The 26,643-nt window shown below is 70.1% G+C and carries 25 protein-coding genes and 1 pseudogene; 16 read left to right on the forward strand and 10 right to left on the reverse strand.

Translation table 11 applies throughout. The annotated features are described in order from the left end of the window. Both ACFYVR_RS10295 and ACFYVR_RS10300 read right to left on the reverse strand, forming a co-directional pair. Complete coding sequence (locus ACFYVR_RS10295; RefSeq protein WP_387472386.1) at window positions 1–444, reverse strand: RrF2 family transcriptional regulator; 444 nt, start codon at window positions 442–444, stop codon at window positions 1–3. A gap of 58 nt (window positions 445–502) precedes the next feature. After that, a complete protein-coding gene (locus ACFYVR_RS10300) occupies window positions 503–2,221 on the reverse strand; it encodes a TIGR03767 family metallophosphoesterase (RefSeq protein WP_387472389.1) in 1,719 nt (572 codons plus the stop codon). Between the two features lie 242 nt (window positions 2,222–2,463). Between ACFYVR_RS10300 and groES the strand changes: the two genes are divergently transcribed. After that, window positions 2,464–2,766 (forward strand): co-chaperone GroES, encoded by a 303-nt coding sequence (gene groES, locus ACFYVR_RS10305; RefSeq protein ID WP_007535256.1) that lies wholly within the window; start codon window positions 2,464–2,466, stop codon window positions 2,764–2,766. An 81-nt stretch (window positions 2,767–2,847) separates the two neighbouring features. Further along, on the forward strand, window positions 2,848–4,464 hold the full coding sequence (groL, locus tag ACFYVR_RS10310) for a chaperonin GroEL (RefSeq protein ID WP_387472391.1): 1,617 nt from the start codon (window positions 2,848–2,850) through the stop codon (window positions 4,462–4,464). Window positions 4,465–4,534: 70 nt separating this feature from the next. Here groL and ACFYVR_RS10315 read toward each other — a convergent pair whose 3' ends face one another. Continuing rightward, entirely contained in the window at window positions 4,535–4,831 is a 297-nt protein-coding gene (locus ACFYVR_RS10315; protein ID WP_387472394.1) for a WhiB family transcriptional regulator, read from the reverse strand. 537 nt (window positions 4,832–5,368) lie between these two features. On the opposite strand from ACFYVR_RS10315, the gene ACFYVR_RS10320 reads away from it, so the two are divergent. The 3 genes from ACFYVR_RS10320 to ACFYVR_RS10330 all read left to right on the forward strand — a co-directional run bounded on the left by ACFYVR_RS10320 (window position 5,369) and on the right by ACFYVR_RS10330 (window position 7,922). After that, window positions 5,369–6,190, forward strand: coding sequence for a hypothetical protein (locus ACFYVR_RS10320; RefSeq protein WP_387472397.1), 822 nt, complete (start codon window positions 5,369–5,371; stop codon window positions 6,188–6,190). Window positions 6,191–6,280: 90 nt separating this feature from the next. Further along, window positions 6,281–6,859 (forward strand): sigma-70 family RNA polymerase sigma factor, encoded by a 579-nt coding sequence (locus tag ACFYVR_RS10325; RefSeq protein ID WP_387472399.1) that lies wholly within the window; start codon window positions 6,281–6,283, stop codon window positions 6,857–6,859. A gap of 85 nt (window positions 6,860–6,944) precedes the next feature. Further along, entirely contained in the window at window positions 6,945–7,922 is a 978-nt protein-coding gene (locus tag ACFYVR_RS10330; protein WP_387472401.1) for an anti-sigma-D factor RsdA, read from the forward strand. Between the two features lie 96 nt (window positions 7,923–8,018). On the opposite strand, the gene ACFYVR_RS10335 is transcribed toward ACFYVR_RS10330, so the two are convergent. Continuing rightward, the gene (locus ACFYVR_RS10335) at window positions 8,019–8,423 is read right to left on the reverse strand and encodes a DUF5319 domain-containing protein (RefSeq protein ID WP_027501780.1); all 405 of its coding nucleotides are present in this window, start codon (window positions 8,421–8,423) and stop codon (window positions 8,019–8,021) included. 253 nt (window positions 8,424–8,676) lie between these two features. Here ACFYVR_RS10335 and guaB point away from each other — a divergent pair, with 253 nt between their 5' ends. The 6 genes from guaB to ACFYVR_RS10365 all read left to right on the forward strand — a co-directional run bounded on the left by guaB (window position 8,677) and on the right by ACFYVR_RS10365 (window position 16,147). After that, a complete protein-coding gene (gene guaB / locus ACFYVR_RS10340; protein ID WP_387472405.1) occupies window positions 8,677–10,200 on the forward strand; it encodes an IMP dehydrogenase in 1,524 nt (507 codons plus the stop codon). A gap of 36 nt (window positions 10,201–10,236) precedes the next feature. Beyond that, a complete protein-coding gene (locus ACFYVR_RS10345) occupies window positions 10,237–11,373 on the forward strand; it encodes a GuaB3 family IMP dehydrogenase-related protein (RefSeq protein WP_387472407.1) in 1,137 nt (378 codons plus the stop codon). Window positions 11,374–11,552: 179 nt separating this feature from the next. Then, on the forward strand, window positions 11,553–13,295 hold the full coding sequence (locus ACFYVR_RS10350; RefSeq protein WP_387472409.1) for an FAD-dependent oxidoreductase: 1,743 nt from the start codon (window positions 11,553–11,555) through the stop codon (window positions 13,293–13,295). Window positions 13,296–13,304: 9 nt separating this feature from the next. Continuing rightward, the gene (gene guaA / locus ACFYVR_RS10355; protein WP_387472411.1) at window positions 13,305–14,894 is read left to right on the forward strand and encodes a glutamine-hydrolyzing GMP synthase; all 1,590 of its coding nucleotides are present in this window, start codon (window positions 13,305–13,307) and stop codon (window positions 14,892–14,894) included. Between the two features lie 252 nt (window positions 14,895–15,146). Next, window positions 15,147–15,644 (forward strand): sigma factor-like helix-turn-helix DNA-binding protein, encoded by a 498-nt coding sequence (locus tag ACFYVR_RS10360; RefSeq protein WP_387472413.1) that lies wholly within the window; start codon window positions 15,147–15,149, stop codon window positions 15,642–15,644. Window positions 15,645–15,745: 101 nt separating this feature from the next. Further along, window positions 15,746–16,147: a hypothetical protein gene (locus ACFYVR_RS10365; RefSeq protein ID WP_387472415.1), complete on the forward strand. Its 402-nt coding sequence runs from the start codon at window positions 15,746–15,748 to the stop codon at window positions 16,145–16,147. A 6-nt stretch (window positions 16,148–16,153) separates the two neighbouring features. Here the strand turns inward: ACFYVR_RS10365 and ACFYVR_RS10370 are convergent, their stop codons facing one another. Together ACFYVR_RS10370 and ACFYVR_RS10375 are read right to left on the reverse strand one after the other, a co-directional pair. Next, window positions 16,154–16,369 (reverse strand): hypothetical protein, encoded by a 216-nt coding sequence (locus tag ACFYVR_RS10370; protein WP_387472418.1) that lies wholly within the window; start codon window positions 16,367–16,369, stop codon window positions 16,154–16,156. After that, window positions 16,362–17,705, reverse strand: coding sequence for a PspC domain-containing protein (locus ACFYVR_RS10375; protein ID WP_387472420.1), 1,344 nt, complete (start codon window positions 17,703–17,705; stop codon window positions 16,362–16,364). Before ACFYVR_RS10375 ends, ACFYVR_RS10370 begins: the two co-directional genes overlap by 8 nt. A 130-nt stretch (window positions 17,706–17,835) precedes the next feature. On the opposite strand from ACFYVR_RS10375, the gene ACFYVR_RS10380 reads away from it, so the two are divergent. Next, window positions 17,836–19,155: a PspC domain-containing protein gene (locus tag ACFYVR_RS10380; protein WP_387472423.1), complete on the forward strand. Its 1,320-nt coding sequence runs from the start codon at window positions 17,836–17,838 to the stop codon at window positions 19,153–19,155. After that, window positions 19,152–19,832: a response regulator gene (locus ACFYVR_RS10385; protein WP_387472425.1), complete on the forward strand. Its 681-nt coding sequence runs from the start codon at window positions 19,152–19,154 to the stop codon at window positions 19,830–19,832. Before ACFYVR_RS10380 ends, ACFYVR_RS10385 begins: the two co-directional genes overlap by 4 nt. A gap of 16 nt (window positions 19,833–19,848) precedes the next feature. Here ACFYVR_RS10385 and ACFYVR_RS10390 read toward each other — a convergent pair whose 3' ends face one another. Further along, window positions 19,849–21,018, reverse strand: coding sequence for a serine/threonine-protein kinase (locus ACFYVR_RS10390; protein ID WP_387472427.1), 1,170 nt, complete (start codon window positions 21,016–21,018; stop codon window positions 19,849–19,851). Window positions 21,019–21,171: 153 nt separating this feature from the next. Between ACFYVR_RS10390 and ACFYVR_RS10395 the strand changes: the two genes are divergently transcribed. The 3 genes from ACFYVR_RS10395 (at window position 21,172) to ACFYVR_RS10405 (ending at window position 24,376) form a co-directional block, all read left to right on the forward strand. Beyond that, window positions 21,172–21,987, forward strand: a complete 816-nt coding sequence (locus ACFYVR_RS10395) for a hypothetical protein (RefSeq protein WP_387472429.1) — start codon at window positions 21,172–21,174, stop codon at window positions 21,985–21,987. After that, on the forward strand, window positions 21,984–23,564 hold the full coding sequence (locus ACFYVR_RS10400) for a DNA polymerase Y family protein (protein WP_387472431.1): 1,581 nt from the start codon (window positions 21,984–21,986) through the stop codon (window positions 23,562–23,564). Before ACFYVR_RS10395 ends, ACFYVR_RS10400 begins: the two co-directional genes overlap by 4 nt. 65 nt (window positions 23,565–23,629) lie before the next feature. Next, entirely contained in the window at window positions 23,630–24,376 is a 747-nt protein-coding gene (locus ACFYVR_RS10405) for an alpha/beta fold hydrolase (protein WP_387472433.1), read from the forward strand. Here ACFYVR_RS10405 and ACFYVR_RS10410 read toward each other — a convergent pair whose 3' ends face one another. From ACFYVR_RS10410 to paaK, 3 genes and pseudogenes are all read right to left on the reverse strand, one after another. Next, complete coding sequence (locus ACFYVR_RS10410; RefSeq protein WP_387472436.1) at window positions 24,377–24,745, reverse strand: helix-turn-helix domain-containing protein; 369 nt, start codon at window positions 24,743–24,745, stop codon at window positions 24,377–24,379. Further along, a pseudogene (locus tag ACFYVR_RS10415) lies at window positions 24,708–25,205 on the reverse strand (AraC family transcriptional regulator); the annotation flags it as partial. The gene ACFYVR_RS10410 and the pseudogene ACFYVR_RS10415, both read right to left, overlap by 38 nt. An 8-nt stretch (window positions 25,206–25,213) precedes the next feature. Further along, complete coding sequence (gene paaK / locus ACFYVR_RS10420) at window positions 25,214–26,518, reverse strand: phenylacetate--CoA ligase PaaK (protein ID WP_387472438.1); 1,305 nt, start codon at window positions 26,516–26,518, stop codon at window positions 25,214–25,216. Between the last annotated feature and the right edge of the window lie 125 nt (window positions 26,519–26,643).

The following is a 26,643-nucleotide window of genomic DNA, read 5'->3' on the forward strand; positions in this document are numbered from 1 at the left end:
CTAGTTCGGTCCGACGGACAGGCTGAGCAGGACCTGGGCGTCCCGCGGCTCGCGAACCAGGTCGTCGATGGTCACCTCGTCGAGGGAGTCGTAGAAGGCGTTCTGGGCGCGGCGCAGTGCGCCCCGCAGCTTGCAACCGCCCCGCAGCGGGCAGGGCGTCGCGCCGTCACAGGTCACGACCTCGTCGTCGCCTTCGAGTTGCCGGGTGAGCCAGCCCACGGTGGTGCCGCGCGCCCGGTCGGTGATGGTGAGCCCGCCGCCCCGACCGCGGCGGGCTTCTATCATGCCGAGTTCCTTGAGCCGCAGCACCACCTTGGTCGTGTGCGTGTAGGGAATCGACATCTCATCCGCCACCTGACTCGTCGTCAGGCCACCGCCTCCGGGGGAGACGGCAAGGCGCATGATCACGCGCAGCCCGAGGTCAGTGAATCTGGTCAGCTGCACGCGACCGACGCTATATTACTTGCATTTTCAGTGCAATAATCGCCGGTCGGGCGGCGTGTCATCCGCGCGGGGAGGGCAACAGGAGTTCGGTGTTGTGGTCGCCGCCGCCGCCGAGCGGCGAGGCGTCGGCGTGGATGTCGTTGAACGACAGCTCGCGGTACAGCGACGCCAGCCCGGTCGGGGAGAAGTCGCCGTGCCGGGCCTCGTACGGACTGTCCGCTTCGATCAGTGTCGTCAGCAGGGACAGCGTTCCGTCGGCGTTGTCGACGACCTCCACGATCCGGGCGTGCTGGGGGAAATCGATGTGGGACGCCGTGTTGATCTCCCAGAAGCCCTGCGCCGGAGTGGGTCCCGGCCGCGGCGTGATCCGGTTCTCGTGGGTGTGGCCGTTGATCCAGGCGAGGACGTTCGGGAACCGGTTGAGCAGGGCGACCAGTTCGGCGCCGCTGTACCGGCGTTCGCCGGGGTTCTCCGGGTCGGGCAGCAGGTTGCCCATCGACTCGCTGGTGTGATGACTGAACAGCAGGAACCAGGTGTCGTCGCGGCTCTGCGTGACCGGGCGTCCGTCCGCGTCGTGAAAGCGGCTGCTGCCGTCCCTCAGGGTCTGCTCGATCCAGCGGAACTGGGCCTCGCCGAGCGAACCGTCGACGAATCCGGCACGGTTGGTCGAGTCCATGCTGATCCCGACGACGCCCGGAGCGATCTCGAACGAGTAGTACCCGATGCCGGTCTCCCCGGCGTCCGGGGCGAAGCCGTGGCCGACCGGGCCGGGGCCGGTGTTCGCCGGATCGAGGTGGGCGGCGATGAACTGCCGCGGGGTGAACGGGGCGCGCGACGGATCCGGGGTCACGTGGCGGGGCGGGGCGGTGAGCGCGGCCAGCGCCGCGGGCACCCCGGCGGGGTCGAACTTCGTGGCGATGTCCACGGCGCGGGCCTGCTCGGGCGACCCCGGAACCTCGAACTTGAGCGACCCCGTGTACATGGCCTCGAGCGGGCCGATGCCGCTCGGCACGGTGCCCTCGACCGAATCGTCGTGGTTGCCGAACACGCAGTACCACGGGGTGTTCAGGCCGGGGCTGGTGACCGGGGCCAGCGCCGCACCCAGCAGCCCGGGGATCTGCGGGAAGCCTGCCTTCTTGTAGATGTCGAGGATGGGCGACTCGGGGTTCCAGTACAGGTCGGCCCCCGAGTTCTGGACACCCTCGTAGCGGTCCGCGGCACCGGTGTTGGGAACGAAGGTGCCGCCGTTCAGGGCGGTGAGGAACCAGCCGAGTTCGGCGTGCTCCTTGTTGTCGGTGTTGTCGCCGGTCGACACGACCGCGTCGAAGCCGCGCCGGGTGTGCGGGCCACTGCCGACTGCGTTGACCCGCTGCACCAGCGACACCAGTCCCTGCGTGGTGAGGGTCTCGTGGGGTCGGAACGCCGATCCGGTGAACGGGTGGACGTACTCGAAACGCATGGGGGACTGGGCGTCGACGACGTGGACGTCGGTCAGTTGGACCAGCGACGCCAGCGCGATCCGGCGGTCCTCGCGTCCGGACCGGGGCTCGGCGAGTTCACCGCGGACGACCACCGGCCAGCCGGGGCCTGCGGTCAGGGCGCGATACCCGGTGGTGCCGACGGGCGTGGCGACGGTGTCGAGTGTGGTGCCGGGCAGGGTGTCGGCCGCCGCGTACCAGGTACCCCACGGAGCCCGTCCGAATGCGCCGACGCCCAGTGCGCCCGCGGCGCCCAGGCCGGCCAGTCCCAGAAATCCACGCCTGTTCAGGTTCGCCACCCGGATGACTGTAGGACATCCACTGTTCACCTCCGCTGATTTCGCTCGGGGCGAAGTGGTCGTGGCGAGCAGATCAATGTCTTGAGTGCTGGCACTCGCATGTATAGAGTGCTAGATGGCGCCGAGCCGGTCACGGCACCCGCGACGACGTGACCGGACCAGGGGCCGAAAAGCGTGACACTAGACAACCGCCCGGGGAACAGCCCAGGGCGCTGGACACCCCTGAAAGTGGAGGGCTCATCGTGGCGAGCGTGAACATCAAGCCGCTCGAGGACAAGATCCTCGTCCAGGCCAACGAGGCCGAGACGACGACCGCCTCTGGCCTGGTCATCCCCGACACGGCGAAGGAGAAGCCCCAGGAGGGCACCGTCGTCGCCGTCGGACCCGGCCGCTGGGACGAGGATGGCGAGAAGCGCATCCCGCTCGACGTCCAGGAGGGCGACACCGTCATCTACAGCAAGTACGGCGGAACCGAGATCAAGTACGCCGGCCAGGAGTACCTGATCCTGTCGGCACGCGACGTGCTGGCTGTCATCTCCAAGTAAGCCACGTGCATCCGCCCCGGCGTCCTCTCAACGGACCCGGGGCGGATCGCGTCCAGGACCCTCCCAGGAGCAACAGCACTCATGTCCAAGCAGATCGAATTCAACGAGACCGCGCGCCGCGCTCTCGAACGCGGCGTCGACCAGCTCGCCGACGCCGTCAAGGTGACCCTCGGGCCCCGCGGCAGGCACGTCGTGCTGGCCAAGGCCTTCGGCGGTCCGACCGTCACCAACGACGGTGTGTCCATCGCTCGTGAGATCGAGCTCGACGACCCGTTCGAGAACCTCGGCGCACAGCTGGTCAAGTCCGTCGCGACCAAGACCAACGACGTCGCGGGTGACGGCACCACCACCGCCACCGTCCTCGCGCAGGCCCTCGTCCGGGCCGGCCTGAAGAACGTCGCGGCAGGTGCCAACCCGATCGCGCTCGGCGCGGGCATCGGCCGGGCGGCCGACACGGTCGCCGAGGCCCTGATCGCCGCGGCCACCCCCGTCCAGGGCCAGGAGGCGATCGCCCAGGTCGCGACCGTCTCCTCCCGTGACGAGGAGATCGGCGCGCTCGTCGGCGAGGCCATGACCCGCGTCGGCACCGACGGTGTCGTCACCGTCGAGGAGTCCTCCACCCTCGCGACCGAACTCGTCGTCACCGAGGGCGTGCAGTTCGACAAGGGCTACCTCTCGCCGTACTTCGTCACCGACGTCGACGCGCAGCAGGCGATCCTCGAGGACGCGCTCGTGCTCCTCTACCGCGAGAAGATCAGCTCGCTGCCCGACTTCCTCCCGCTGCTCGAGAAGATCGCGGAGTCCGGCAAGCCGGTCCTGATCATCGCCGAGGACGTCGAGGGTGAGGTCCTGTCCACGCTGGTCGTCAACTCGATCCGCAAGACGATCAAGGCCGTCGCGGTCAAGGCGCCGTTCTTCGGCGACCGCCGCAAGGCGTTCCTCGACGACCTCGCCGTCGTCACCGCGGGCACCGTCGTCAACTCCGACGTGGGGCTGTCCCTGAAGGAGGCCGGCCTCGACCTGCTCGGCAGCGCGCGTCGCATCGTCGTCACCAAGGACGAGACCACCATCGTCGAGGGTGCGGGCACGCAGGCCGACATCGACACCCGCGTCGCGCAGCTGCGTCGCGAGATCGAGAACACCGACTCGGACTGGGATCGGGAGAAGCTCGAGGAGCGTCTGGCCAAGCTCGCCGGTGGCGTCGCGGTCATCAAGGTCGGCGCGGCCACCGAGACGGACCTCAAGGAGCGCAAGTTCCGCGTCGAGGACGCCGTCCATGCGGCGAAGGCTGCTGTCGAGGAGGGCATCGTACCCGGCGGTGGCTCGGCCCTGGTTCAGGCCGGCCTGGCCCTGACGGCACTCGCCGACTCGCTGACCGGCGACGAGGCCACCGGTGTCGAGGTCGTGCGGTCGGCGCTCGAGGCTCCGCTCTACTGGATCGCCACCAACGCGGGTCTCGACGGTTCCGTCGTCGTCAGCAAGGTGCTCGAGGCGCCGAAGGGTCACGGCTTCAACGCCGCCACCCTCACCTACGGTGACCTGCTCGCCGACGGTGTCGTCGACCCCGTCAAGGTGACCCGGTCCGCGGTCGTCAACGCCGCGTCCGTCGCGCGGATGGTGCTGACCACCGAGTCGGCGGTCGTCGAGAAGCCCGCCGCCGAGGCCGAGGCGGCGCACGGCCACGGCCACAGCCACTAGGAGTACGAACGAGAAGGGCCCCGGACGATTCGTCCGGGGCCCTTCTCGTGTCTCGGATGACCACGCGGGGTCAGGAGGCGAGGCGCTGTTGCCTGCCGCGGCGCGCGTACGACTCGCGCTCCGATTCGGACATGCCGCCCCAGATCCCGTACGGCTCGCACACGGTGAGGGCGTGGTTGCGGCACTGGTTCAGCACCGGGCAGCGTCCACACATCTCCTTGGCGCGCATTTCCCGCTGGGCGCGGGCGCGTCCACGCTCGCCGTCGGGGTGGAAGAACATCGCCGAGTCGACGCCGCGGCAGAGTCCGTGCATCTGCCAGTCCCAGATGTCGGCATTGGGGCCGGGGAGGTGATTCGGTTGCGGCATGCCATCTCCTGACGTCGGCGACTCGAGTACCGCACTGCTGTGCGGATGCGGCACTCGACCGGGTGTGGAACCCTCTTCGTGAGCACGACGGGAAGGTCGTTCACCGCGTGCTCAATTTCAGCAACAACGTTATATTCGGCGTAGAAAACGAGTCAACAGTTCTCTTCGTGGTGATTTACATACTTCTGGACGCGAAAATTAACGATCCGTTCATCGACATCGACGCATTTCCGTGATTCCGGACCGGAGCAGCCGAATCCCCGCCCGATTCGCCAGGAAGCGACGTATTTGCAGGTGGTAGGGCCTTTTCGAAGTTGGAGGGCGGAGGGATTTGTCCGCTGTTGAACTGGACGCAGTGTCAAGAGCTGCCAACGTGCCCGATCTCATTATCGGCACTTCCGGGGGCCGGCGAACGAGTTCAATGATTATTCGAACCGAAATGTTAATGTGACCGAAACTCTCGACAAACTGGACGGCAACCGGTAATCGCTACGCCCTGGGGTTCGTCTGCGGGCGGCGGGGACCTACGCTTGCGGGGTGCTCGGGTCAATCGAAGACGTCGCTTTCGGGCCCTGCCCGGGCGCTGCTGCTCTGCCGCCGGTCGACGACGATCGCGGCCGGTGGTTGCGGGCAGTCGCACTCGGCGGCCAGGGCCGGTACGCGGCCGCCCACGCCGAACTCGCGACGCTGAGGCGGGGGTGTGCGGATGCGGTCCTCGAATCGCTGGCCGCGAGCACCGAGGCGTCCCTGCTCCGACAACTCGGATGGCACCGGCTCGCGTCGGGACAGGACGGCAGAGCCCTCGCGGTGCTCGGGGGCGTTCGGTCCCCGGAGGCGACCGCGGCGCGTGCCGACGCACTGACCGGTCTCGCGGCCGACGCCCTCGGTTGCGGTCGGCTCCGGCTGGCGTTCCGGTTGCTCGACCGGTGCGACGAGGTGCTCGACGCCTCGAAGGGATCGGAGTCGGATGCGGGGCGCAGCGGCGGTTCGCTGTGGCGGCAGCGGATCCGGCTGTACTGGGTGACCGCCGAGACGAGGTTGGCGTCCGGCGACGGGGCGGGTGGTCGCGCGGCCGCCGCGCGGGCCGTCGAGCTGGCCTCGGCGTCGCCGTCGGTGCGACACCGGGTCAAGTCCGAACTGCTCCACGCGGCCGCGATCAGTGCCGGGTCCGAGCCGGCCGCGGCCGTCGCATCCGCCCGTGCAGTGCTGTCGCAGTGCGAGGAGCATCACCTGGTGCCGTTGCAGTGGGCCGCCGCGATGCTGCTCGGTGGGGTGGAGCCCGGGTCGGAGGCAGATTCGGTGCGGCGTCGTTGTGAGGAGAGGATCGCGGCCGCGGGCGGGCGATTCAGGGAAACGTGACTACTGGTCGCTATCCTTCAAGCGTTCCACCATCCGGTGGGAGCGCCCCGCCACGTGGGCGCCACTGTAACGCCAGGACACAGTCTGTCGATGAGTAGTACGAGCGAGGAGTTGGACTCAGCCGTCGCTGCGGCAGCGCAGGGCGATCGAGTGGCCTTGTCTCGGGTTCTGGAGTTTGTCCGACCCATGGTCGTGCGTTACTGCCGGTCACGGGTCGGAGCCGCGGAGCGAGGACACCTCTCCGCGGACGACGTGGCGCAGGAGGTGTGCCTGGCTGTGATGACCGCCCTTCCGCGGTATCGGGATCAGGGTCGGCCCTTCATGGCATTCGTCTACGGGATCGCCGCGCACAAGGTCGCGGATGCGCACCGCAATGCGGGTCGCAACAGGGCGGAGTCGATGGCCGAGGTGCCGGACGTCGTCTCCTCCGACGAAGGACCGGAGAAGCTCGCCCTGGACTCGGAAACGAGCAGGCAGGTCAGTGGCCTCCTCGCGACGCTCTCCGACAAGCATCGCGAGATCATCATTCTCCGCCTGGTCGTGGGACTGTCCGCGGAGGAGACGGCGGCCGCCGTCGGAAGCACGGCTGGAGCAGTACGGGTTGCCCAACACCGGGCACTCGCGAAATTGAAGAACGAAGTAGCGAAAGCGGGTGAGATGTATGGCTAGGGGGAGCAAGCGTGGCGGACACGACGAGTGGTCGCGGCGTGACGATGCGTCCGACGCCGACCTCACCCGAACCGATGGTGACGCGGTGGCACACGACGAACCGGTCGACCTGGCGGCCGTCCAGCGCGACGACGCCCTGATCGACGCGATCGCAGGCGGCGACGAGGTGGCCACCTCGACCAGCGAGGAGTACCAGCTGGCGATGTTGCTCGCCGGCTGGCGCGCCGAGATCGTGGCCGCCGACCTGCCCGCGGGTCCGACCCTCGACGAGGTCGCGGCAGCGGTGGATGCCGAACTCGCGCAACAACGTTCATCGCGTTCGTTCGGCCTGCGCCTACTGCGTCCCGTTGCCGGCGCCGCCGCCGCGATCGCGGTGGTGATGGCCGGTGTGACCGTCTTCTCGTACAACGCGGAGCCGGGCGACCCCCTGTGGAAGGTCAAGGAGGTCGTGTTCAGCGAGCGGGCGAGCTCCACCGTCGCGAGCATCGACACCACGAGCAACCTCGAGGAGGCCGAGCGTTTGATCCGGTCCGGGGACCCGCAGGGCGCGATGGCAGTGCTCGATTCCGCGAGCCGAAGCGTGACCGGTGTGAACGACGCGTCGAAGCGCGACGAGTTGAACGCCTGGCACGACCGGCTCATGTCCGACGTCGCGAAGACGACGACCACCGTGCCGCCGACCACGACCGACTCCCCGCGTGCCACGACGACGGTGCCGGGGATCCCGGGGGCGGCGACGACGGTGCCGGGCACTCTCGCTCCGGTCGTGCCGTCGGTTCCCCCGTCGATCCTGCAGTTGCCCGTCGTGCCGACCCTGCCGTCCACGACGCGGGTTCCGGTGGTGCCGCTCAGTCCGACGACGGTGGTGCCGCCTGCGCCCGTCACCTCGGTGCCGCAGCTGCCCGAGGTCCCGACCTGGCCGGACACCGGATCGGGTCCGACGACCCTCGTCGTTCCGACCCAGACGCTCCCGACCGCCGATCTGGTTCCCTCCGGGACCGGCGCGGAGACGGGGGCCGGGACGGGGGCCGGGACGGGGACGGACGGTACCCCGACCGGTTAGTGTCCGCCGACGGAAAACGGCCCGACAAGCGACTGCTTGTCGGGCCGTTTCGCTGGCGGGGGGACGGGGCGGGATCCCCGGTGTGCGCGGTCGTCGTCAGGCGTCGAAGCCGTCGCCGTGCAGCGCCTCGTTCATCGACGCGTCGGCGTAGCCGCGACAGTAGTCCCAGGTCACGTAGGCCTCGGGCACCGGATCGTAGGCGGGCTCGTGCGGACGGACCGTGCCGTCGACGAGGAGCTGGAGCAGGTTCGCCCGCAGCATGTCCCAGTCGTGGTAGTGGTCCTGCTGGCAGTCGTCGCAGCAGACGACGAGGCCGCGGATGCCGCGGTGCCCGAGCAGTGCCTCGTAGACCGCCAGGTCCGCGAGATCCTCCTCGACGGCGAGCCGCTCGTGGGGGTCGAGTGGTTGACCCGGTTCGATCGCGTCGAGCGCAGCCGAGGGGTCGGACGGGTCTCCGGCGAACGGATCCGGCGGCAGGCCGGGGGGCAATTGATCACGCACAGGTCCACGGTACGCAGCGCAGGGCGGTCTGCGCCACCTGTCACACTCACCGGGTTCGCTCGCACGCGCGCACAGCCGATACCATGGTGGGCGGTCTGAGGGAATAGTTCGCCGGGTACGAGCATTGTTTCTGCCTGAAACAATCGTGACGTATCGGCGCCCGGAGGGGTGCGTGCCGTGGGTGTCTCACCCGGCGCGGCGGTGTCCGACGGTCCAGCGCAACCGACGTTCGAATGAAAGGTTCGTAAGCCGCATGACTAATACCGGAGGTCACGTGCGCACCGGAGGAGATCGTCCCGACAAGGTGGCGATGCTCGGGCTCACCTTCGACGACGTGCTGCTCTTGCCGGCCGCGTCGGATGTCATCCCCAGCCAGGTGGACACCTCGAGCCAGCTCACACGTGAGATCCGGCTGCGCGTTCCCCTGGTCAGCTCCGCGATGGACACCGTCACCGAGGCGCGGATGGCGATCGCCATGGCCCGCGCCGGTGGCATGGGCGTCCTGCACCGGAACCTGTCCACCGAGGCGCAGGCGTCCCAGGTCGAGACGGTCAAGCGGTCCGAGGCGGGAATGGTGACCGACCCGGTGACCTGCAAGCCGACCGACACGCTCGCCGAGGTCGACGCCATGTGTGCGCGCTTCCGGATCTCGGGTCTGCCGGTCACCGACGACGGCGGCCAGCTCGTCGGCATCATCACCAACCGCGACATGCGGTTCGAGGTCGACCAGAGCCGTCCGGTGTCCGAGGTGATGACGAAGGCGCCGCTGATCACCGCGCAGGAGGGCGTCACCGCCGAGGCCGCGCTGGGCCTGCTGCGCCGCCACAAGATCGAGAAGCTCCCGATCGTCGACGGTCAGGGCAGGCTGACCGGACTGATCACGGTCAAGGACTTCGTCAAGACCGAGCAGCACCCCAACGCGACGAAGGACCGCGACGGTCGGCTGCTCGTCGGTGCGGCCGTCGGTGTCGGTGACGACGCCTGGGCCCGCGCGATGGCACTGACCGACGCCGGTGTCGACGTCCTCGTCGTCGACAGCGCCCACGGCCACTCCAACGGCGTCCTCGAGATGATCGCGAAGCTCAAGGGCGAGATCGGGGACCGGGTCCAGCTCATCGGCGGCAACGTCGCGACGCGCGGCGGCGCGCTGGCGCTCGTCGAGGCGGGCGTCGACGCGGTCAAGGTCGGTGTCGGGCCGGGCTCGATCTGCACCACCCGCGTCATCGCCGGTGTCGGTGCCCCGCAGATCACCGCGATCCTCGAGGCCGTGGCCGCGTGCAAGCCGCTCGGTGTCCCGGTGATCGCCGACGGCGGTCTGCAGTTCTCCGGGGACATCGCCAAGGCGCTCGCGGCGGGTGCGTCCACCGCGATGCTCGGCTCGCTGCTCGCCGGCACCGCCGAATCGCCCGGCGAGATGGTCCTCGTCGGCGGCAAGCAGTTCAAGAGCTACCGCGGCATGGGGTCGCTGGGCGCGATGCAGAGCCGCGGGCAGGGCAAGTCCTACTCGAAGGACCGCTACTTCCAGGACGACGTCCTCTCCGAGGACAAGCTGGTGCCGGAGGGCATCGAGGGTCGGGTACCGTTCCGGGGGCCGCTGAGCTCGGTGATCCACCAGTTGACCGGCGGTCTGCGGGCAGCGATGGGCTACACCGGTTCGGCGAGCATCGAGCATCTGCAGGAGGCTCAGTTCGTGCAGATCACCGCGGCCGGGCTCAAGGAGAGCCACCCTCACGACATCACGATGACCGTCGAGGCGCCGAACTACGCCGCTCGCTAGTACCCACCCCGCACACAATCGAAGAAAGGGGCGCGCGTGCGCGACCTCGTTGAGATCGGTATGGGCCGAACCGCCCGTCGCACCTACGAGCTGGACGACATCGACATCGTTCCCTCCCGCCGGACGCGGTCGTCGAAAGAGGTGTCGACGACCTGGCAGCTCGACGCATACCGATTCGACATCCCGGTGCTCGCCCACCCGACGGACGCACTGGTGTCCCCGTCGTTCGCGATCGAGTTGGGCAAGCGCGGCGGTCTCGGCGTGATCAACGGCGAGGGGTTGTGGGGCAGGCACGCCGACGTCGACGCGAAGATCGCCGAGCTGGTGCAGCTGGCCGAATCGGACGCCGACCCGGACGCGCCGATCAAGAAGCTGCAGGAACTGCATGCGGCCCCGATCCAGCCGAACCTCCTCGCGGCTGCGGTCGCCCAGGTCCGGGATTCCGGCGTCACGACGGCGGTGCGCGTCAGCCCGCAGAACGCGCGGGCGCTCACGCCGGAGTTGATCAAGGCGGGCATCGACCTGCTCGTCATCCAGGGCACCATCATCTCGGCCGAGCACGTCGCGAACGGTTCGGAGCCGCTGAACCTCAAGACGTTCATCTCCGAGCTGGACGTTCCGGTGGTGGCGGGTGGCGTCAGCGACCACCGCACCGCGCTGCACCTGATGCGCACCGGGGCGGCGGGCGTCATCGTGGGGTACGGCTCGACCGAGGGTGCCACCACCACTGGTGAGGTGCTCGGTATCGGTGTGCCGATGGCGACGGCGATCGCCGACGCCGCCGCCGCGCGCCGCGAATACCTCGACGAGACCGGCGGCCGGTACGTGCACGTCATCGCCGACGGTGACATCACGACCTCCGGCGACCTCGCGAAGGCGATCGCCTGCGGTGCGGATGCCGCGATGCTCGGTGCTCCGCTGGCGGTGTCGGCGGAGGCCCCGGGGGGCGGCTGGTACTGGCCGTCGGCGGCCGCGCACCCGTCGATGCCGCGCGGTGCGCTGCTGCCGGTCGGGTTCGGTGAGCGACCGAGCCTGGACCGGGTGCTGACCGGCCCGTCGGACGATCCGTACGGGTCGCTGAACCTGGTCGGTGGTCTGCGCCGGTCGATGGCGAAGGCCGGGTACTCCGACCTCAAGGAGTTCCAGAAGGTGGGCCTGACGGTCCGCGCCTGAGATGTCGGTCGAGCCGCCCGACCCGGGTTCCGGGTCGGGCGGCTCTTCTGTGTGCGCAGGTCGTGAAGTATTTCCTGTCACCTACCGTTACAGTTAGGATGCCCTTGTGGGATCGGTCACAGATCCGGGGTGCATATTGGCGGGTAACCAACCAGGTTTCACGGTGTGGAGGTCTCTTCATGGGTAAGCGCGCGACGGACTTCGACGTACTGATCATCGGCTCCGGATTCGGTGGCAGCGTCACGGCGCTGCGACTCGTGGAGAAGGGGTACCGGGTCGGTGTGCTCGAGGCCGGGCGGCGGTACGCCGACTCGGACTTCGCGAAGACCAGCTGGGACCTGCGCCGCTTCCTGTGGGCGCCGGCGTTGGGGTGCTACGGCATCCAACGGGTGCACCTGCTGCGGGACGTGATGATCCTCGCCGGCGCCGGTGTGGGCGGCGGCTCGCTCAACTACGCGAACACCCTCTACAAGCCGCCGTCGTCGTTCTTCCAGGACCCGCAGTGGCGCGAGATCACCGACTGGGACGCCGAGCTCACCCCGTTCTACGAACAGGCCCGCAAGATGCTCGGTGTGGTGCAGAACCCGCACATGACCCCTGCGGACGAGGTGATCAAGTCGGTCGCCGACGACATGGGAGTGGGGGAGACCTTCATCCAGACGCCGGTGGGTGTGTTCTTCGGGGAGGCGGGAAGAACCGTTCCGGACCCGTACTTCGGTGGTGTCGGCCCGGACCGGACGGGTTGCATCGAGTGCGGCGAGTGCATGACCGGGTGCCGGCACGGGGCCAAGAACACCCTCGTCAAGAACTATCTCGGGCTGGCGGAGAAGGCCGGGGCGACCGTGGTCCCGATGACCACGGTCACCGGCCTGCGCGAGGCGGCCGACGGCACCTGGGACGTGCAGACCCGCCGCACCGGCGCGAAGTTCCGCAAGGGCGCCCGCACGTACACCGCCGCCAACGTCGTGCTCGCGGCGGGCACCTGGGGCACTCAGCACCTGCTGCACAGGATGAAGGACACCGGCGTTCTGCCGAAGCTCTCGCCGACGCTCGGCGAGCTCACCCGCACCAACTCCGAGGCGCTGCTCGGCGCGGCGAAGCTGAAGGTCGACCCCGGGATGGACCTGACCAGGGGCGTCGCGATCACCTCGTCGTTCCACCCCGCGCCCGACACCCACATCGAACCGGTCCGCTACGGCAAGGGCTCGAACTCGATGGGCCTGCTGCAGACCCTGATGACGGACGGCGGCGGAAGCGCACCGCGGTTCGTCACGCTGCTGAAGGTCATCGCCGCGAACCCGGGGCAGATGCTGCGGATGCTCAGCGTGAAGAACTGGAGCGAGCGGACGATCATCGCGCTCGTCATGCAGAACCTCGACAACTCGATCACCACCTACACCAAGCCGGGGCTGTTCGGGCGGCGGAAGGTCACCAGCAAGCAGGGACACGGCGAGCCGAATCCGACGTGGATCCCGGTCGGCAACGAGGCGACACGGCGGATCGCGGAGAAGATCGACGGTGTCGCCGGCGGCACCTGGGGCGAGGTGTTCAACATTCCGCTCACCGCGCACTTCCTCGGGGGTTGCGCCATCGGCGCGGACGCGACGCGCGGCGTCATCGACCCGTACCACCGGGTGTACGGCTACCCGACGCTGAGCGTCGTCGACGGGGCAGCGGTGTCGGCGAATCTCGGGGTGAACCCCTCCCTGACGATCAGTGCGCAGGCCGAGCGGGCCGCGTCGCTGTGGCCGAACAAGGGGGAGCCCGACATCCGGCCGGCGCAAGGCGACGGTTACCGGCGGCTGGCGCCGGTGGCGCCGGCGAGCCCGGTGGTGCCCGCGGGTGCTCCCGCGGCGTTGGTGCTGCCGATCGTCGAGGTCCGGTCCGGACGCCCGGCCGGGGTGGGCGGTGCCACAGACTAGACTGCTGGCGTGGCAGACACCCAGCATTCCGGCCCCACCCAGCAGAATCCGGTACTCGTCGTCGACTTCGGGGCGCAGTACGCGCAGCTGATCGCACGCCGGGTGCGGGAGGCCAGCGTCTACTCCGAGGTCGTGCCGCACACGGCCACCGTCGAGGAGATCGTGGCCCGCAAGCCCGCGGCGGTGATTCTGTCCGGCGGCCCGTCCAGCGTGTACGCGGACGGCGCGCCGCAGCTCGATCCGCGCCTGTTCGACCACGACATCCCGGTGTTCGGCATCTGCTACGGCTTCCAGGCGATGGCCGGTGCCCTCGGCGGCACCGTCACCCACACCGGCACCCGTGAGTACGGGCGGACGCAGCTCAGCGTCGACGGCGGGGTGCTGCACGAAGGCCTGCCCGCGACGCAGCCGGTGTGGATGAGCCACGGTGACGCCGTCACCGACGCCCCGAAGGGCTTCGAGGTGACTGCCACCAGTGCCGGCGCTCCGGTCGCCGCGTTCGAGGACCGCGCGCGGCGCCTGGCCGGTGTCCAGTACCACCCGGAGGTGCTGCACTCGCCGCACGGCCAGCAGGTGCTCACGCGCTTCCTGCGTGAGATCGCGGGCATCCCGCCGACCTGGACCGCGGCCAACATCGCCGAGGTCCTGATCGAGCAGGTGCGCGAGCAGGTCGGCCCCACGGGCAAGGCGATCTGCGGCCTGTCCGGCGGCGTGGACTCCGCGGTCGCCGCGGCGCTGGTGCAGCAGGCGATCGGTGACCGGCTCACGTGTGTGTTCGTCGACCACGGGCTGCTGCGTGCGGGCGAGCGCGAGCAGGTGCAGCAGGACTTCGTCGCGTCGACGGGTGCCCGGCTCGTCACCGTCGACGCCGTCGACACCTTCCTCTCCGAACTCGACGGGGTCTCCGACCCGGAGGCCAAACGCAAGATCATCGGCCGTGAGTTCATCCGCAGCTTCGAGGGCGCGGTCACCGAGGTGCTGGGCGAGTCCGCCGAGCACGGCGAGGCCGTCGAGTTCCTGGTGCAGGGCACGCTGTACCCGGACGTCGTCGAGTCGGGTGGCGGCACCGGCACAGCCAACATCAAGAGTCACCACAATGTCGGCGGTCTGCCGGAGGACCTGCAGTTCTCCCTCGTGGAGCCGCTGCGCCTGCTGTTCAAGGACGAGGTCCGCGCGGTCGGCCGGGCGCTCGGCCTACCCGAGGAAATCGTTGCGCGCCAGCCGTTCCCGGGCCCCGGTCTGGCCATCCGCATCGTCGGTGAGGTGACCCGCGAGCGGCTCACCCTGCTGCGGCAGGCGGACGCGATCGCCCGCGAAGAGCTCACCGCTGCCGGGCTCGACGGCCAGATCTGGCAGTGCCCGGTGGTGCTGCTGGCCGACGTCCGCAGCGTCGGCGTGCAGGGCGACGGCCGCACGTACGGGCATCCGATCGTGCTGCGCCCGGTCTCGAGCGAGGACGCGATGACCGCGGACTGGACGCGACTGCCCTACGACGTGCTCGAGCGCATCTCCACCCGCATCACCAACGAGGTGCCCGAGGTCAACCGGGTCGTGCTCGACGTGACGAGCAAGCCGCCGGGAACCATCGAATGGGAGTGATTCGCCCCGCGTGACCGGAATGCCGTGAATCCTGGCGGAACTGCCAGGTTCGACGGAATTCTTCCAGCCGATGCACCGGTGACGGCAACTGGTTCCAGGACCCGCTGCGGCGCTGGTCCTGGAACCGGAAGGCGCCGTGTCGGGGTTCCACGCAGACTCTGGGAGTTTGCTGTGCGGAACAGGCGTTTCTCCCAGCCTGCCTCGAGGTCCGTGGAGTCCAATGGGGCGGGGCGGGATCGAGAGGAGAACTGCATGAGCGGCTTGTCGGTTGTCGCGGACGAGTACGACTCGTTCGACGACCGCCGCGCGATCGAACGCGCCGCGAACGGTGATCGCGACGCTCTTCATCAGGTCTACACCGCGACCCGCTCGTTCGTGACCCGGATGTTCCGAGCCGAACTCGGCGGAACGATGGGAGTCCCCGCCGCGGACGCCGCCGCCGAGGCCCTCGTTCCGGTCGTGGTGGCGGCACTGCTCACCGATCGGACCGGTGCGCCGCTGCGTGTCGCCTACACCGAGGCGGTTGTGGGAATCGAGGTCGCGCGCCGGCCGAGCGGGGTGTGCGCGTCCGACCTGTTGGGCCGGCTTCCCCGCCACGAACGCGACGTCCTGGTGCTGCGCACCGTCGTCGGACTCACGGTCGCGCAGACCGCCGAGGCGCTGTCCTGCACCGTACAGCGGATCATGATCGACCAGCACGCGGCGCTCGGCACTCTCCGCCGGGGTGCGGGTTCGTCGATTCACAGCTGATTGACAGGAACAGGGGCCCTTCCTCGGAGTTGACTTGAGCGTGCAGGGAGAGAGTGCGGCTCCCCGCCGCGCCTCCCCTCTCGTAGGAGGAAGGAACGACGATGCACACCGTAACGAGGAAGCGCTCGGGGACGCTTCTGGTGAAGGGCGCCCTGCTGGGCGTCGCTGTCGCGGTACCGGTGGTCGCCTTCGCGGGACCGGCAGCGGCGATGTCCGGGCCTGCGCCGGTGGTCCCGCAGGTCCAGGTGGACGGGCGCCACGGGGACGACGGTGGCCACGGCTGGAATCAGTGGAACCGTCCGCGTTGCGACGACGACTGGAACCGTTCGCGTTGCGGCGACGACTGGAACCGTCCGCGTTGCGACGACGACTGGAACCGCTGCGGCGGACCCGGAGGCCCGCCGGGGAACTGGCAACAGGGCCCACAGCAGTTCAACCAGTTCAACCAGTTCAACCAGTTCGGTGGTCTGTTGGGGCCGTTCGGAGGCCTGTTCGGTAGCTGAGGCGCTTCACTTCCGGCGACCCGGCGCGACGACGAGGACGACCCCGACGACGACCGCCGCGATCACGAGGAGCCACTCGAACTGCCAGTCGCCGAGGGCGCCGAGGCGGTCGGGTCCGACGAAGGCCCACACACTGACCAACAGGGCGGCGATCCCGGACAGCAGCAGGAGGGCGGACGGGCGACGGGCGCTCCTGTTACCGGTGTCGGTGTTCTCAGCCACGGTGAACCTCCAGTTCTCCCATTCGTCCGGTCATGTCGAGGGTGAGTACGGGGCCCTCGGTTCCGTCTGCCCCGCCGTCGAGTCCCTCGGGTAGGCAGTGCGTTTCACCGACGGACACCGAGCAGTGGTTGACGACGTTCATGTTCTCGGGGACCAGCACCGTGAACTTGCCGACCCCGGAGGAGACGGTGACGGTCTTGTCCTCGGTGAGCGTGACCCTGCGCAGGTCGAGGGTGAATTCCCCCAGCTGGCTGGAGTATTCGGGTGCGATGGCGGCGGCGGTGGCCGGTTCCCAGGTGCGGCTGCCGACGTTCTGGCTGCTCCAGTCCACCGGACCGATCAGGGACGCGAGGACCACGAAGCCGGCGAGGGGGCCGGTGACGACGAGGAGGCCGTAGCCGCGGCGCAGGAACGCCCCGACGATCAGACCGGCACCGATCACGGCCAGGCCCACCGCCCCGATCCGGCCGGGGGTCATCCACGTCCAGTCGGTGGCGTTGCCGATCGCCCAGGCCGCGACCGAGGCGAGGATCGCGAGCCCGAGGACCACCGAGGTCAGCCGCGACTTCGGGCGGGCGGGCGGTGCGGGGGGTGCGACCGGGGTCGGTTCGGGCAGGTCCCAGGCGAACGGGGCCACCCCGAGCGGGTCCCACGTCGGCGGCGTGGTGGTGTCGGACGAGCCGGGGACGGTGGGGGTGAACACGTCGCCGGTGGTGGGGGATTCGCCCGTCGCGGGTGGCGCGGTTGCCGGGGGCATCGCGTCCGTCGGGGGTGTCTGGGTCGGCTCGTACGTCTTCGGCAGGGTGGTGAAGACGCCCGGCAGGGTGTACGTGGGCGGGAACACGCCCGGGACCCCCGTCGCCGGCGGGGTGAGACCGAACCAGGGGTCGGCACCCGCCGGCGCGGCGGGAGGCTGCGGCCGACGCTGGAAGAGCAACCACAGTCCACCGAGCATCAGTGCCAGGCTGATTAGGCCGGAGCCACCGAAGTCGACGCCGAGCGGCCCGAGCGTGCTGAGGGCGATCAGGAACGCGACCACGAGCACGATCGTCTTCGTCGCGGACTCGGAGCTGCGACCGCGGCCGACCAGCGACTCGGCCGCGGACGCGGGGTCCCCGGCGCGGGGCAGCAGCAGCCAGCACGCCAGGTAGAGGACGATGCCCGCCCCACCGAACAGGGTCGAGACCACGAACGCGACGCGCACCAGGACGGGGTCGATGTCGTAGCGATACCCGATGCCCGCGGCGACGCCGGCGATCGGTCCCTGACGGGGCAGTCGGACCGGCCGGGTACGCCACAACTGATTCAGCTGCTCGGAGAAGGTCGGTGTGCTCATGTCCACCATCGTGGTGTCCGGGCCTCTCGGGTACATCAGGGACCAACCCTGATCTTTGGCTCGGCAGCGGCCGTCGGATCAGGGTCCACCCTGATGCGCGTGACCGCGCGAGCGTGCCACCATCGATGGTGTGCAGTCCATTCCGCGTGCCCCGTCGCCGGGCGAGGTGCCCGTGCCACGACTCGAGCGACGTGTCGGCGGCCGGGTGATCGGTGGCGTCGCGGGTGGCCTCGCCGACCACCTCGGCGTCGACGTGTTCAAGGTGCGGGTGGCGTTCGTCCTGCTGTCCGCTCTCGCCGGTTCCGGCATCGTCGCCTACGGGTTGCTGTGGATATTCACGCCGCCGGGCAGCGACACCGAACGTGCGACGGGAGCCGAACGCCGTCAGGCCCTGGGGCTCGCGGTGCTGGGACTGGCGCTGTCTGCCGGACTGGCCTTCGTCGTCAGCGGCACCGCGGCCGAGGTGCTCGTCCCCGTCGTGGTGGTCGCCATCGGTGCGGCGCTGGTGTGGCGGGAGTACGACTCCGACGGTCCGCGGTCGACGTTCGGTCTGCCCCAGTCCCCGACGGTCCTGACGTGGGCGCGGGTACTCGGCGGCATCACGATGATCGTGCTCGGACTCGGTGTCGTCGTGTTGGCCCGGGTCGATCTGGCCTCGTTGCGTTCGTCGTTGCTCGCCGTCGTGGTCACCCTGATCGGTATCGGCCTGCTGACGGTGCCGCTGTGGCTGAAGCTGTGGCGTGATCTGGGACGCGAGCGGGCGGCGCGGATCCGGAACGAGGAACGTGAGGAGATCGCGTCCCACCTGCACGACTCGGTGTTGCAGACCCTCGCGTTGATCCAGAAGCAGTCGGATCGGCCGCAGGAGGTGCTGCGTCTGGCGCGCAGTCAGGAACGGGAGCTGCGCAGGTGGCTGTTCGGGGAGGGGGAGGCCGCCCACGCCAGCCTCGCCGAGGCACTGCGGACCATCGCCGGGGAGGTCGAGGACCAGCACGGCATCGCGGTGCAGACGGTGACCGTCGGCGACATCCGGCTCGACGTGCCCGAGGAGGAGTCCGGGATGCCCAAGGAGGCCGTCACCGCGCTGCTCGGCGCCACCCGCGAGGCACTCGTCAACGCCGCGAAGCACTCCGGGGAGTCGAGCGTCGACGTGTTCGCGGAGGCGGGCGCCGACGAGGTGAGCGTCTTCGTGCGGGACCGCGGGGTCGGCTTCGACCCGGCTGCGGTGCCCGCCGACCGGCAGGGCCTGGACAAGTCGATCCGGGCGCGGGTGCAGCGTCGCGGCGGCGACGTGGTGGTGGACACCGGGATCGGGCGTGGCACCGAGATCCGGATCCGAATGCCGTTGGGTGAGCTCGCGGAATCCGGCGCCGGTGCTCCGGAGCCTGATCAGCAGGGTGATCTAGAGTCGGTGGAGAACGCGACGCCGACGAAGGAGCAGCCCAGGTGACCAGCGCCGGAGGACACGAGTCGGGTACGTCCGGCAGCGGATACCGTGTCTTCCTCGTGGACGACCACGCAGTGTTCCGGTCGGGGGTGCGCGCGGAACTCGCGTCCGAGCCCGACATCTCGGTGGTCGGGGAGGCCGGTGCGGTCGCGGAGGCCGTCGCGGGGATCAACGCGTCCGCACCCGACGTCGTGCTGCTCGACGTCCACATGCCCGACGGTGGCGGAGTCGCGGTGCTGCAGGGGATCGCACCCGGCCCGGTGTGCCTGGCGCTCAGCGTGTCCGACGCCGCGGAGGACGTCATCGCGGTGATCCGGGGCGGCGCCCGCGGCTACGTCACCAAGACGATCTCCGGCAGCGAACTCGCGGACGCGGTCCGCCGGGTCGCCGGCGGTGACGCGGTGTTCAGTCCACGGTTGGCCGGGTTCGTCCTCGATTCGTTCACCGGCCGGTCGTCGGTGCCCGAGCCGCCGCTGGATCCGGAGCTGGATTCGCTGACCCCGCGGGAACTCGAGGTGCTGCGCCTGCTGGCCCGCGGTTACACCTACCGGGAGATTGCGGAGACCCTGGTGATCTCGGTGAAGACCGTCGAGACCCACGCCTCGAACGTGCTGCGGAAGACGCAGCAGTCCAACCGGAATGCCCTGACCCGCTGGGCGCACCGCCGCCGGATCGAGTAGCAGCGACCGGCGTCCGTCAGAGCGCGATCGCGACGACGAGGATCACGATCAGGACGGCCGCCACCGCGAGTGCGACGATCAGCGGCACGGGCAGGCCGGCCACGGTGTTCTTCTTCGACTCGAACGCGGGCGGCTGCGGCAGTCGGGGGCTCGGCCGGGGCACCGACTGCAGCGGAACGGATTGCGGGGCCGCGGGCAGACCGCTGGCCGTGCTGGACAGGCGGCGTGCCGGGCGTGCCGGACGGTTCGAGGCGCCCCGGCGGGCCCAGAAGGGGACCGTGCCGTCCGATTCGCGCAGTGGCGCGTCGAGGACGTAGGAGATGCTGCTGTCGTCGCCGGTCACGCAGCGTGCCAACAGGTCTCGCGCCTGCGTCATGGTGGGCCTGCGGGCCGGATCCGGTTCGAGCATGCGCAGCAGGACGTCGGTGATCTCGCCGCTGCGCGACGGGCGCATGATCTCCGCCTTGGCGACCCGGTGCAGCAGTGCGATGGGGTCCTCGTCGATGCCGAACGGCGGCTGGCCCTCGGCGGCCGTGTACAGCGTGGCGCCGAGCGAGAACACGTCGGACGCGTCGGTGGGGTCCCCGCCGCGGGCGACCTCGGGAGCGAAATAGGCAGGGGTGCCGGTGATCACGGAGTTCTGCCCCGGCTGGCTCTCGTCCTTGGCGCGGGAGATGCCGAAGTCGCTGATCTTGACCGTGCCCGCATCGGGTCCGCGGTCGGCGATCAGGATGTTTCCGGGCTTGACGTCACGGTGCACGATGCCCGCGGTGTGCGCGTCGGCCAGTGCGTCGGCCACCTGCGCGCCGATCTGGGCGACCTGCAGGGGCGGCAGGGTCTCGGTGACGTTCAGTGCCTGCGCCAGGCTGCGGGAGGGCATGTACTCCATCACCAGCCACGGGTCGTCGCCCTCGAGGACGACGTCGTACATCGCGATGGAATGGGGATGGGACAGGCGGGCGGCGAGCCTGCCCTCGCGCATCGCCCGGGCGCGCAGTGTCGCGGCGGCCTCCGCGGTGAGATCGGCGGGGAAGGTGATCTGCTTGATGGCGACCTCGCGGTCGAGCAGGGTGTCGTGGGCGAGCCAGACCGATCCCATCCCGCCACCGCCGAGCTTGGAGCGCAGTCGATGACGGCCGGCCACGAGATGGTCCGGTCCGACGATTCGATGCTCCTGCTGCGCCACAACGCGAGGGTAGACGACGCCGGTCGCGTGCCGTCGTGTGGAGCCCTGAACTGGGGAAATTCGTCATCTTGACGTGGCATGGCGAACGGTCCACACTGGCAGAAGTTCGAAAGTGTGTTCGATTCAAGTGTTCGGGTGTTCGGGTGTTCGAGGATGGTGGAGTGTGCCGTGGGTGGTCTGAGCGTCGATCCGGACCTGGCCGGGATGTCCCGGCGGGAACGGCTCGAGCAGTTGCGGCGCCGGATGGCCGCGGTGCCCGCCCGGGGCGAGTCGGTGTCCACCCGTCAGGTGCGGATGGACGGTGTCGCCGAGCGTCCGGTGCTCCCGGTGCCGACGGCGTTGGCGGGGTTGCTTCCCGGCGGTGGGCTTCCGCGCGGTTCGGTGGTCACCGTCACGGGTTCGGGGTCGCTGCTGGTGGGGTTGCTCGCCGCGGTGACGGGATCCGGCGGGCACGCGGCCGTGATCGGGCATCCCCGTCTCGGCCTGCTCGCGGCGGCGGAGATGGGCGCGGACCTGGGGCGGCTGGCGATGATCCCGAACCCGGGGCCCGACCCGGTGGAGGTGGCGGCGGTGCTCCTGGACGGGCTCGATCTGGTGGTGCTCGGGCTCGGCGGCCTGGCGGTGCCGCCGTCGCGGGCCCGCGCGGTGGTGGCCCGCGCCCGCAGCAAGGGGGCGACGTTGGTGGTCACCGGCGGCCGGTGGAGCGGTGCGGAGATCCGGCTCGACGCCACCGTCCGTGGGTACGACGGTCTGGGGGACGGTGGTGTGGGGGACAGTGCGACGGGCCGCGGCTGCGCGCGGTTGCGGGGGCTGCGGCTGGCGGTCGGTGCGGAGGGCCGGGCCTTTCGGCGCCGCACCGCGTGTGTCGACCTGCGGCCGAATCGCGGTCGGGTCGAATGGGTTCCGGAAAGCATTGCGCCGCAACAGGTCACCGCGCTTCAGTGGCTGACGAGCGCCGACACGGCATGAGCTCGCGGGTGCTGGCCGTGTGGTGCCCGGACTGGCCTGCGGTCGCGGCCGCGGCAGCGGCGGACCTACCTCCCACCGAACCGGTCGCGGTGGTGTCCGGGAACCGGGTGACGGCCTGTTCGGCGGTCGCCCGGGCGGAGGGCGTCGGCCGGGGGCTGCGCCGACGTGAGGCACAGGGGCGGTGCCCGCGGCTGCACGTGCTGACCGCGGATCCGGCCCGGGACGCCCGGATGTTCGAACCGGTGGCCGCGGCGGTCGATGCGGCGGCGCCGGGTGTGGAGGTGCTGCGCCCCGGGCTGCTGGTCCTCGCCGCGCGGGGCGTCGCGCGCTACTTCGGTTCGGAGGAGGTGGCCGCGGAACGGCTGATCGACCAGGTCTCGGCGACGGGGGTGGAGTGCCAGATCGGGGCGGCGGACGAGCTGTCCACCGCCGTGATCGCGGCGCGGTACGCGGCGCTGGTGCAGGTCGGCGGCGGTGCCCGGTTCCTCGCGCCGCTGCCGGTGGCCGAGTTGGCAGCCGAGCCCTCCCTGTCGGGCCCGGGCCGGGAGGCGCTGGTGGATCTGCTGCACCGGCTGGGGCTGCGCACCGTCGGGGACTTCGCGGCCCTGACCCCGGTCGCGGTGCTCTCCCGGTTCGGCGTGGACGCGGCGGTGGCCCACCGCTGTGCCCGCGGCGAGCCGGAGCGGCCCCCGTCGGGGCGGCCGTTGCCGCCGGACCTCGAGGTGGAGTTGCGTTGCGATCCGCCGGTGGACCGGGTGGACGCGGCCGCCTTCGCGGGCCGCGCCCTCGCCGAGCGGCTGCACGCCCGGCTGTCGGCGGCGTCGGTGGCCTGTACCCGGCTCGCGGTGCACGCGAGTACCGCTCACGGGGAACATCTTTCGCGGATCTGGCGGTGTGGGGAGCCGCTGACCCCGGACGGGACCGCGGACCGAGTGCGCTGGCAGCTGGACGGCTGGCTGACCGGACGCAGCGAGGCGAAACCCTCCTCGGGGATCGAGCTGTTGCGGCTCGAGCCGGTGGAGGTGGTGGCAGCCGGGGCGCTGCAGCTGGGGCTGTGGGGTGGGGTCGGCGCCGAGGACGAGCGGGCTCGGCGGGCCCTGGTCCGGGTGCAGGGCCTGCTCGGCGGGGATGCGGTACGGGTCGGAGTGCTCAGCGGCGGCCGCGGACCGGGGGAACGGGTCACGGTGGTCCCGCTGGGTGACGAGGTGGTGCCCGTGGACGATCCCACGGCGCCGTGGCCCGGCCGGCTGCCCGAGCCGGCTCCCGCCGCGGTGCTGGCGGCGCCCCCACCGGTGGTCCTCGACGACGCCGAGGGGAATCCGGTGACGGTCACCGACCGCGGCGAGTTCGCTTCCCGCCCGGTCCGGTTGCGTTGGGAGAACCGGAGCTGGGAGGTGCTCGGCTGTGCGGGACCGTGGTCGGTGGACGAGCGGTGGTGGGACCCCGGCGCGGCGCGCCGAGTGGCGCGGGCACAGGTACTGCTCGGATGGGGTGACGGCGTCGGTGAATCCGCCCCACGGGCGTTGCTGGTGCAGTTCGACGGGAACGGGTGGCGCGTGGAGGGGGCGTACGAGTGACGACGCCGCACGGGGCTAACCTTGTCCGGAGAATGTGTGCTGTGCGAAGGATGGTGCTGGATTCGATGACGATCACGGCGACGGCGACCTTCGAGGGCACCGACATCTACTACCGCGACTCCGGCGGTGCGGACCCGGTTCCAGTCCTTCTCGTGCACGGCATGGGCGGCGACGGGCGCACCTGGGACCGATTCGCGCGGGTGCTCACGGCACGTGGTCGGCGGGTGATCGTCGCGGACCTGCGCGGCCACGGCCGCAGCGCGCACACCCTCAGCTATCTGTTCCGCGAGTTCGGTGACGATCTGCTCGCCCTGTGCGACCACCTCGGGCTCACCCGGGTCGATCTGGTCGGTCACTCCCTCGGCGGGCACGCGGTGTCCCTCGTCGCGCAGACGCGGCCGGACCTGGTGCGGCGCCTCGTCCTCGAGGAGGCACCGCTGCCTCTCCGGGAGGGCGAGGACCTGGGGGCCCTCGCGCGCCGGATACCGACTCCCGTGGAGCTCTGGCACGCCGGGACCAGTCTGCTGCGCAGTCCGCGCGCCGTGATCGCGTTCGACCGGTCCATGACGCGGTCGGCGCTCGCGCAGTTCCGGGCCCCGCACCCCGACTGGTGGGACGCCTTGCCGTCGATGACGGCTTCGACGCTGCTGGTCACCGGGGGTCCCCGCGGCATGGTCGACCCGGACCGGCTCGATGCCGCACTCGCCGCCATCCCGGACAGCCGGACGGTGACCATCGAGGTCGGGCACAGCGTGCACCGGGACCGGCCGCGCGAATTCGCGGCCACCGTCGCGCACTTCCTGGTCGGCTGATCAGGCCGTCGGGTCGCGCTCGTCCGTGGCACCGCGCATCGACCGACGGAAGTCCCGGGGCGACAGCCCGAACTCCTCCTTGAACGCCTTGGAGAAGTGGGAGGAATCGGTCAATCCGTGTCGTGCGCCGATGGCCCCGATGCTGTGACGGGCCAGGCGCGGGTCCGCCAGGTCGTCGCGGCACTTCGCCAGCCGGCGCCTCCGGATCCAGCCGGTGACAGTCTCGCCTTCCGATTCGAACAGCTTCTGCAGGTATCGCGGTGAGATGTGGTGCTTTTCGCCCTTCCACCAGGTTCTGCCGCAGGCCGCGCAGGAACGGCGAGACGACTGCGCCGATCCCGGTGGACGCCTGCACCGGTTGCGCGACACCTCGCATCAGGTTGTGCGAACCGACCCGCAGTTCGTCGCGATCGAACATGACGACGAACATCGCGAACCTGCCGCTGAATTCGAGTTGGTACGGCCGGCTCGTGTCGTACAGCGTGAAGTCACCGGGGTGCAGTACCGCCTGCTGATCGTTCTGCCGCACGATGCCGCTGCCGCACAGTTGGAGACCGAGCTTGATCAGGCCGGGATCGGACTGCCGGATGGTGGTCGCGGTCCGGCCCACGACGACGTGGCTGCCCCGAACCTCGCTGAGTTTGATCGATCCCATGACGTGTGACCGCAGGCCACCGGAGAAGGTCTCGCCTCGCTCCGTGCCGGTGGGAGTGGCACGGAGCGGAACGAAGTCCGCCGAGATCGCCTCGCGCCAGTGCTCGAACGACAGGCCGCGGAGGCCGTCGTCCGCCGAGGTTCCGGCGAGGGCGGTGGTGTCGGGCGGAGCCATGGTGTGTTCTACATTCCAGGTCGGTTGTCGACCAGCCTGCGCGCTTTCCCGATGGACCGTTCGAGCGCGGCGGGGTCGACGACGTCGACCTCGACGGTGACACCGATCCGGTTCTTGACGAGTTTCCGCAGGTCACCGGCGGCCGTTGCCCTGGTCTGGGCCGTGACGCCGGGCCGGGCCTCGACCCGAACGGTCAGGGTGTCCATGCGTCCGGGCCGGTCGAGGACGCACTGGAACTGCGGTGCCAGAGCCGGCACGGCGAGGATGAGTTCCTCGATCTGGGTGGGGAAGAGATTCACGCCGCGCAGGATGATCATGTCGTCGGTGCGGCCGGTGACCTTCTGCATACGACGCATCGATCGTGCGGTACCCGGCAGCAGGCGGGTCAGGTCGCGGGTGCGGTAGCGGATGATCGGCAGCGCCTCCTTCGTCAGAGAGGTGAACACCAGCTCGCCCTCCTCGCCGTCGGGGAGCACCTCACCGGTGACCGGGTCGACGACCTCCGGGTAGAAGTGGTCTTCCCAGATGTGCAGTCCGTCCTTGGTTTCCACGCATTCCATCGCCACACCGGGGCCCATGACCTCGGACAGTCCGTAGATGTCGACGGCGTCGATGCCGAGCTGGTGTTCGATCTCGGTACGCATCTGTTCGGTCCACGGTTCGGCGCCGAACACGCCGGTTCGCAGGGACGTGGCGGCGGGGTCGATGCCCTTCTTGATCATCGCGTCGACGATGGTGAGCATGTAGGACGGGGTGACCATGATGGCGTCCGGCCGGAAGTCCTCGATCAGCTGGATCTGCCGGTCCGTCATCCCGCCCGACATCGGGATGACGGTGGCACCGAGCCGTTCGGCCCCGTAGTGCGCTCCGAGACCGCCGGTGAACAGGCCGTACCCGTACGCGACGTGGACCTTGTCGCCGCGTCGGACACCGGCGGCGCGCAGGCTGCGGGCGACCAGGTCCGCCCAGTTGTCGAGGTCCCGGGTCGTGTAGCCCACGACGGTGGGCCGGCCGGTGGTGCCGGACGACGCGTGGATCCGCGAGACGCGGTCCTGCGGGACGGCGAACATGCCGAACGGATAGTTCTGGCGCAGATCGGCTTTGGTGGTGAAGGGGAACTTCGCGAGGTCCGTCAGGTCCGTCAGATCCGACGGGTGCACGCCGGCGGCGTCGAAGGACGACCGGTAGTGGGGGACGTTGTCGTACGCGTGCTGTAGCGACCAGCGCAGACGGTCGAGCTGCAGGTTCGATATCTCGTCGCGGGAGGCGAACTCGATGGCGCTGTTCGTGGGGGGTTCCTGCAACGCGGTCATGTGGTGCTCCTCGGGTGTGTTCGCTGCGCGGGGCCGCGGCGTGACGGTCCGGTGGTGGCCCGGGATCGATGGTCCGGCACAACAGTGGGAAGTACTTTTGTCGCGGCGCACGACTCCTTGTCCGT

Source organism: Rhodococcus sp. NPDC003318 (assembly GCF_042879035.1).
Classification (GTDB): domain Bacteria; phylum Actinomycetota; class Actinomycetes; order Mycobacteriales; family Mycobacteriaceae; genus Rhodococcus_G.

Bases quoted from the DNA above. Each gene is read 5' to 3' on its own strand.
- ACFYVR_RS10325 (WP_387472399.1), top strand. From the start codon at position 6,281: ATGAGTAGTACGAGCGAGGAGTTGGACTCAGCCGTCGCTGCGGCAGCG.
- ACFYVR_RS10350 (WP_387472409.1), top strand. From the start codon at position 11,553: ATGGGTAAGCGCGCGACGGACTTCGACGTACTGATCATCGGCTCCGGA.
- ACFYVR_RS10365 (WP_387472415.1), top strand. From the start codon at position 15,746: ATGCACACCGTAACGAGGAAGCGCTCGGGGACGCTTCTGGTGAAGGGC.
- groL (WP_387472391.1), top strand. From the start codon at position 2,848: ATGTCCAAGCAGATCGAATTCAACGAGACCGCGCGCCGCGCTCTCGAA.
- ACFYVR_RS10395 (WP_387472429.1), top strand. From the start codon at position 21,172: ATGGTGGAGTGTGCCGTGGGTGGTCTGAGCGTCGATCCGGACCTGGCC.
- ACFYVR_RS10375 (WP_387472420.1), bottom strand. From the start codon at position 17,705: ATGAGCACACCGACCTTCTCCGAGCAGCTGAATCAGTTGTGGCGTACC.
- guaB (WP_387472405.1), top strand. From the start codon at position 8,677: ATGACTAATACCGGAGGTCACGTGCGCACCGGAGGAGATCGTCCCGAC.
- ACFYVR_RS10400 (WP_387472431.1), top strand. From the start codon at position 21,984: ATGAGCTCGCGGGTGCTGGCCGTGTGGTGCCCGGACTGGCCTGCGGTC.
- ACFYVR_RS10315 (WP_387472394.1), bottom strand. From the start codon at position 4,831: ATGCCGCAACCGAATCACCTCCCCGGCCCCAATGCCGACATCTGGGAC.
- ACFYVR_RS10405 (WP_387472433.1), top strand. From the start codon at position 23,630: ATGACGATCACGGCGACGGCGACCTTCGAGGGCACCGACATCTACTAC.
- paaK (WP_387472438.1), bottom strand. From the start codon at position 26,518: ATGACCGCGTTGCAGGAACCCCCCACGAACAGCGCCATCGAGTTCGCC.
- ACFYVR_RS10360 (WP_387472413.1), top strand. From the start codon at position 15,147: ATGAGCGGCTTGTCGGTTGTCGCGGACGAGTACGACTCGTTCGACGAC.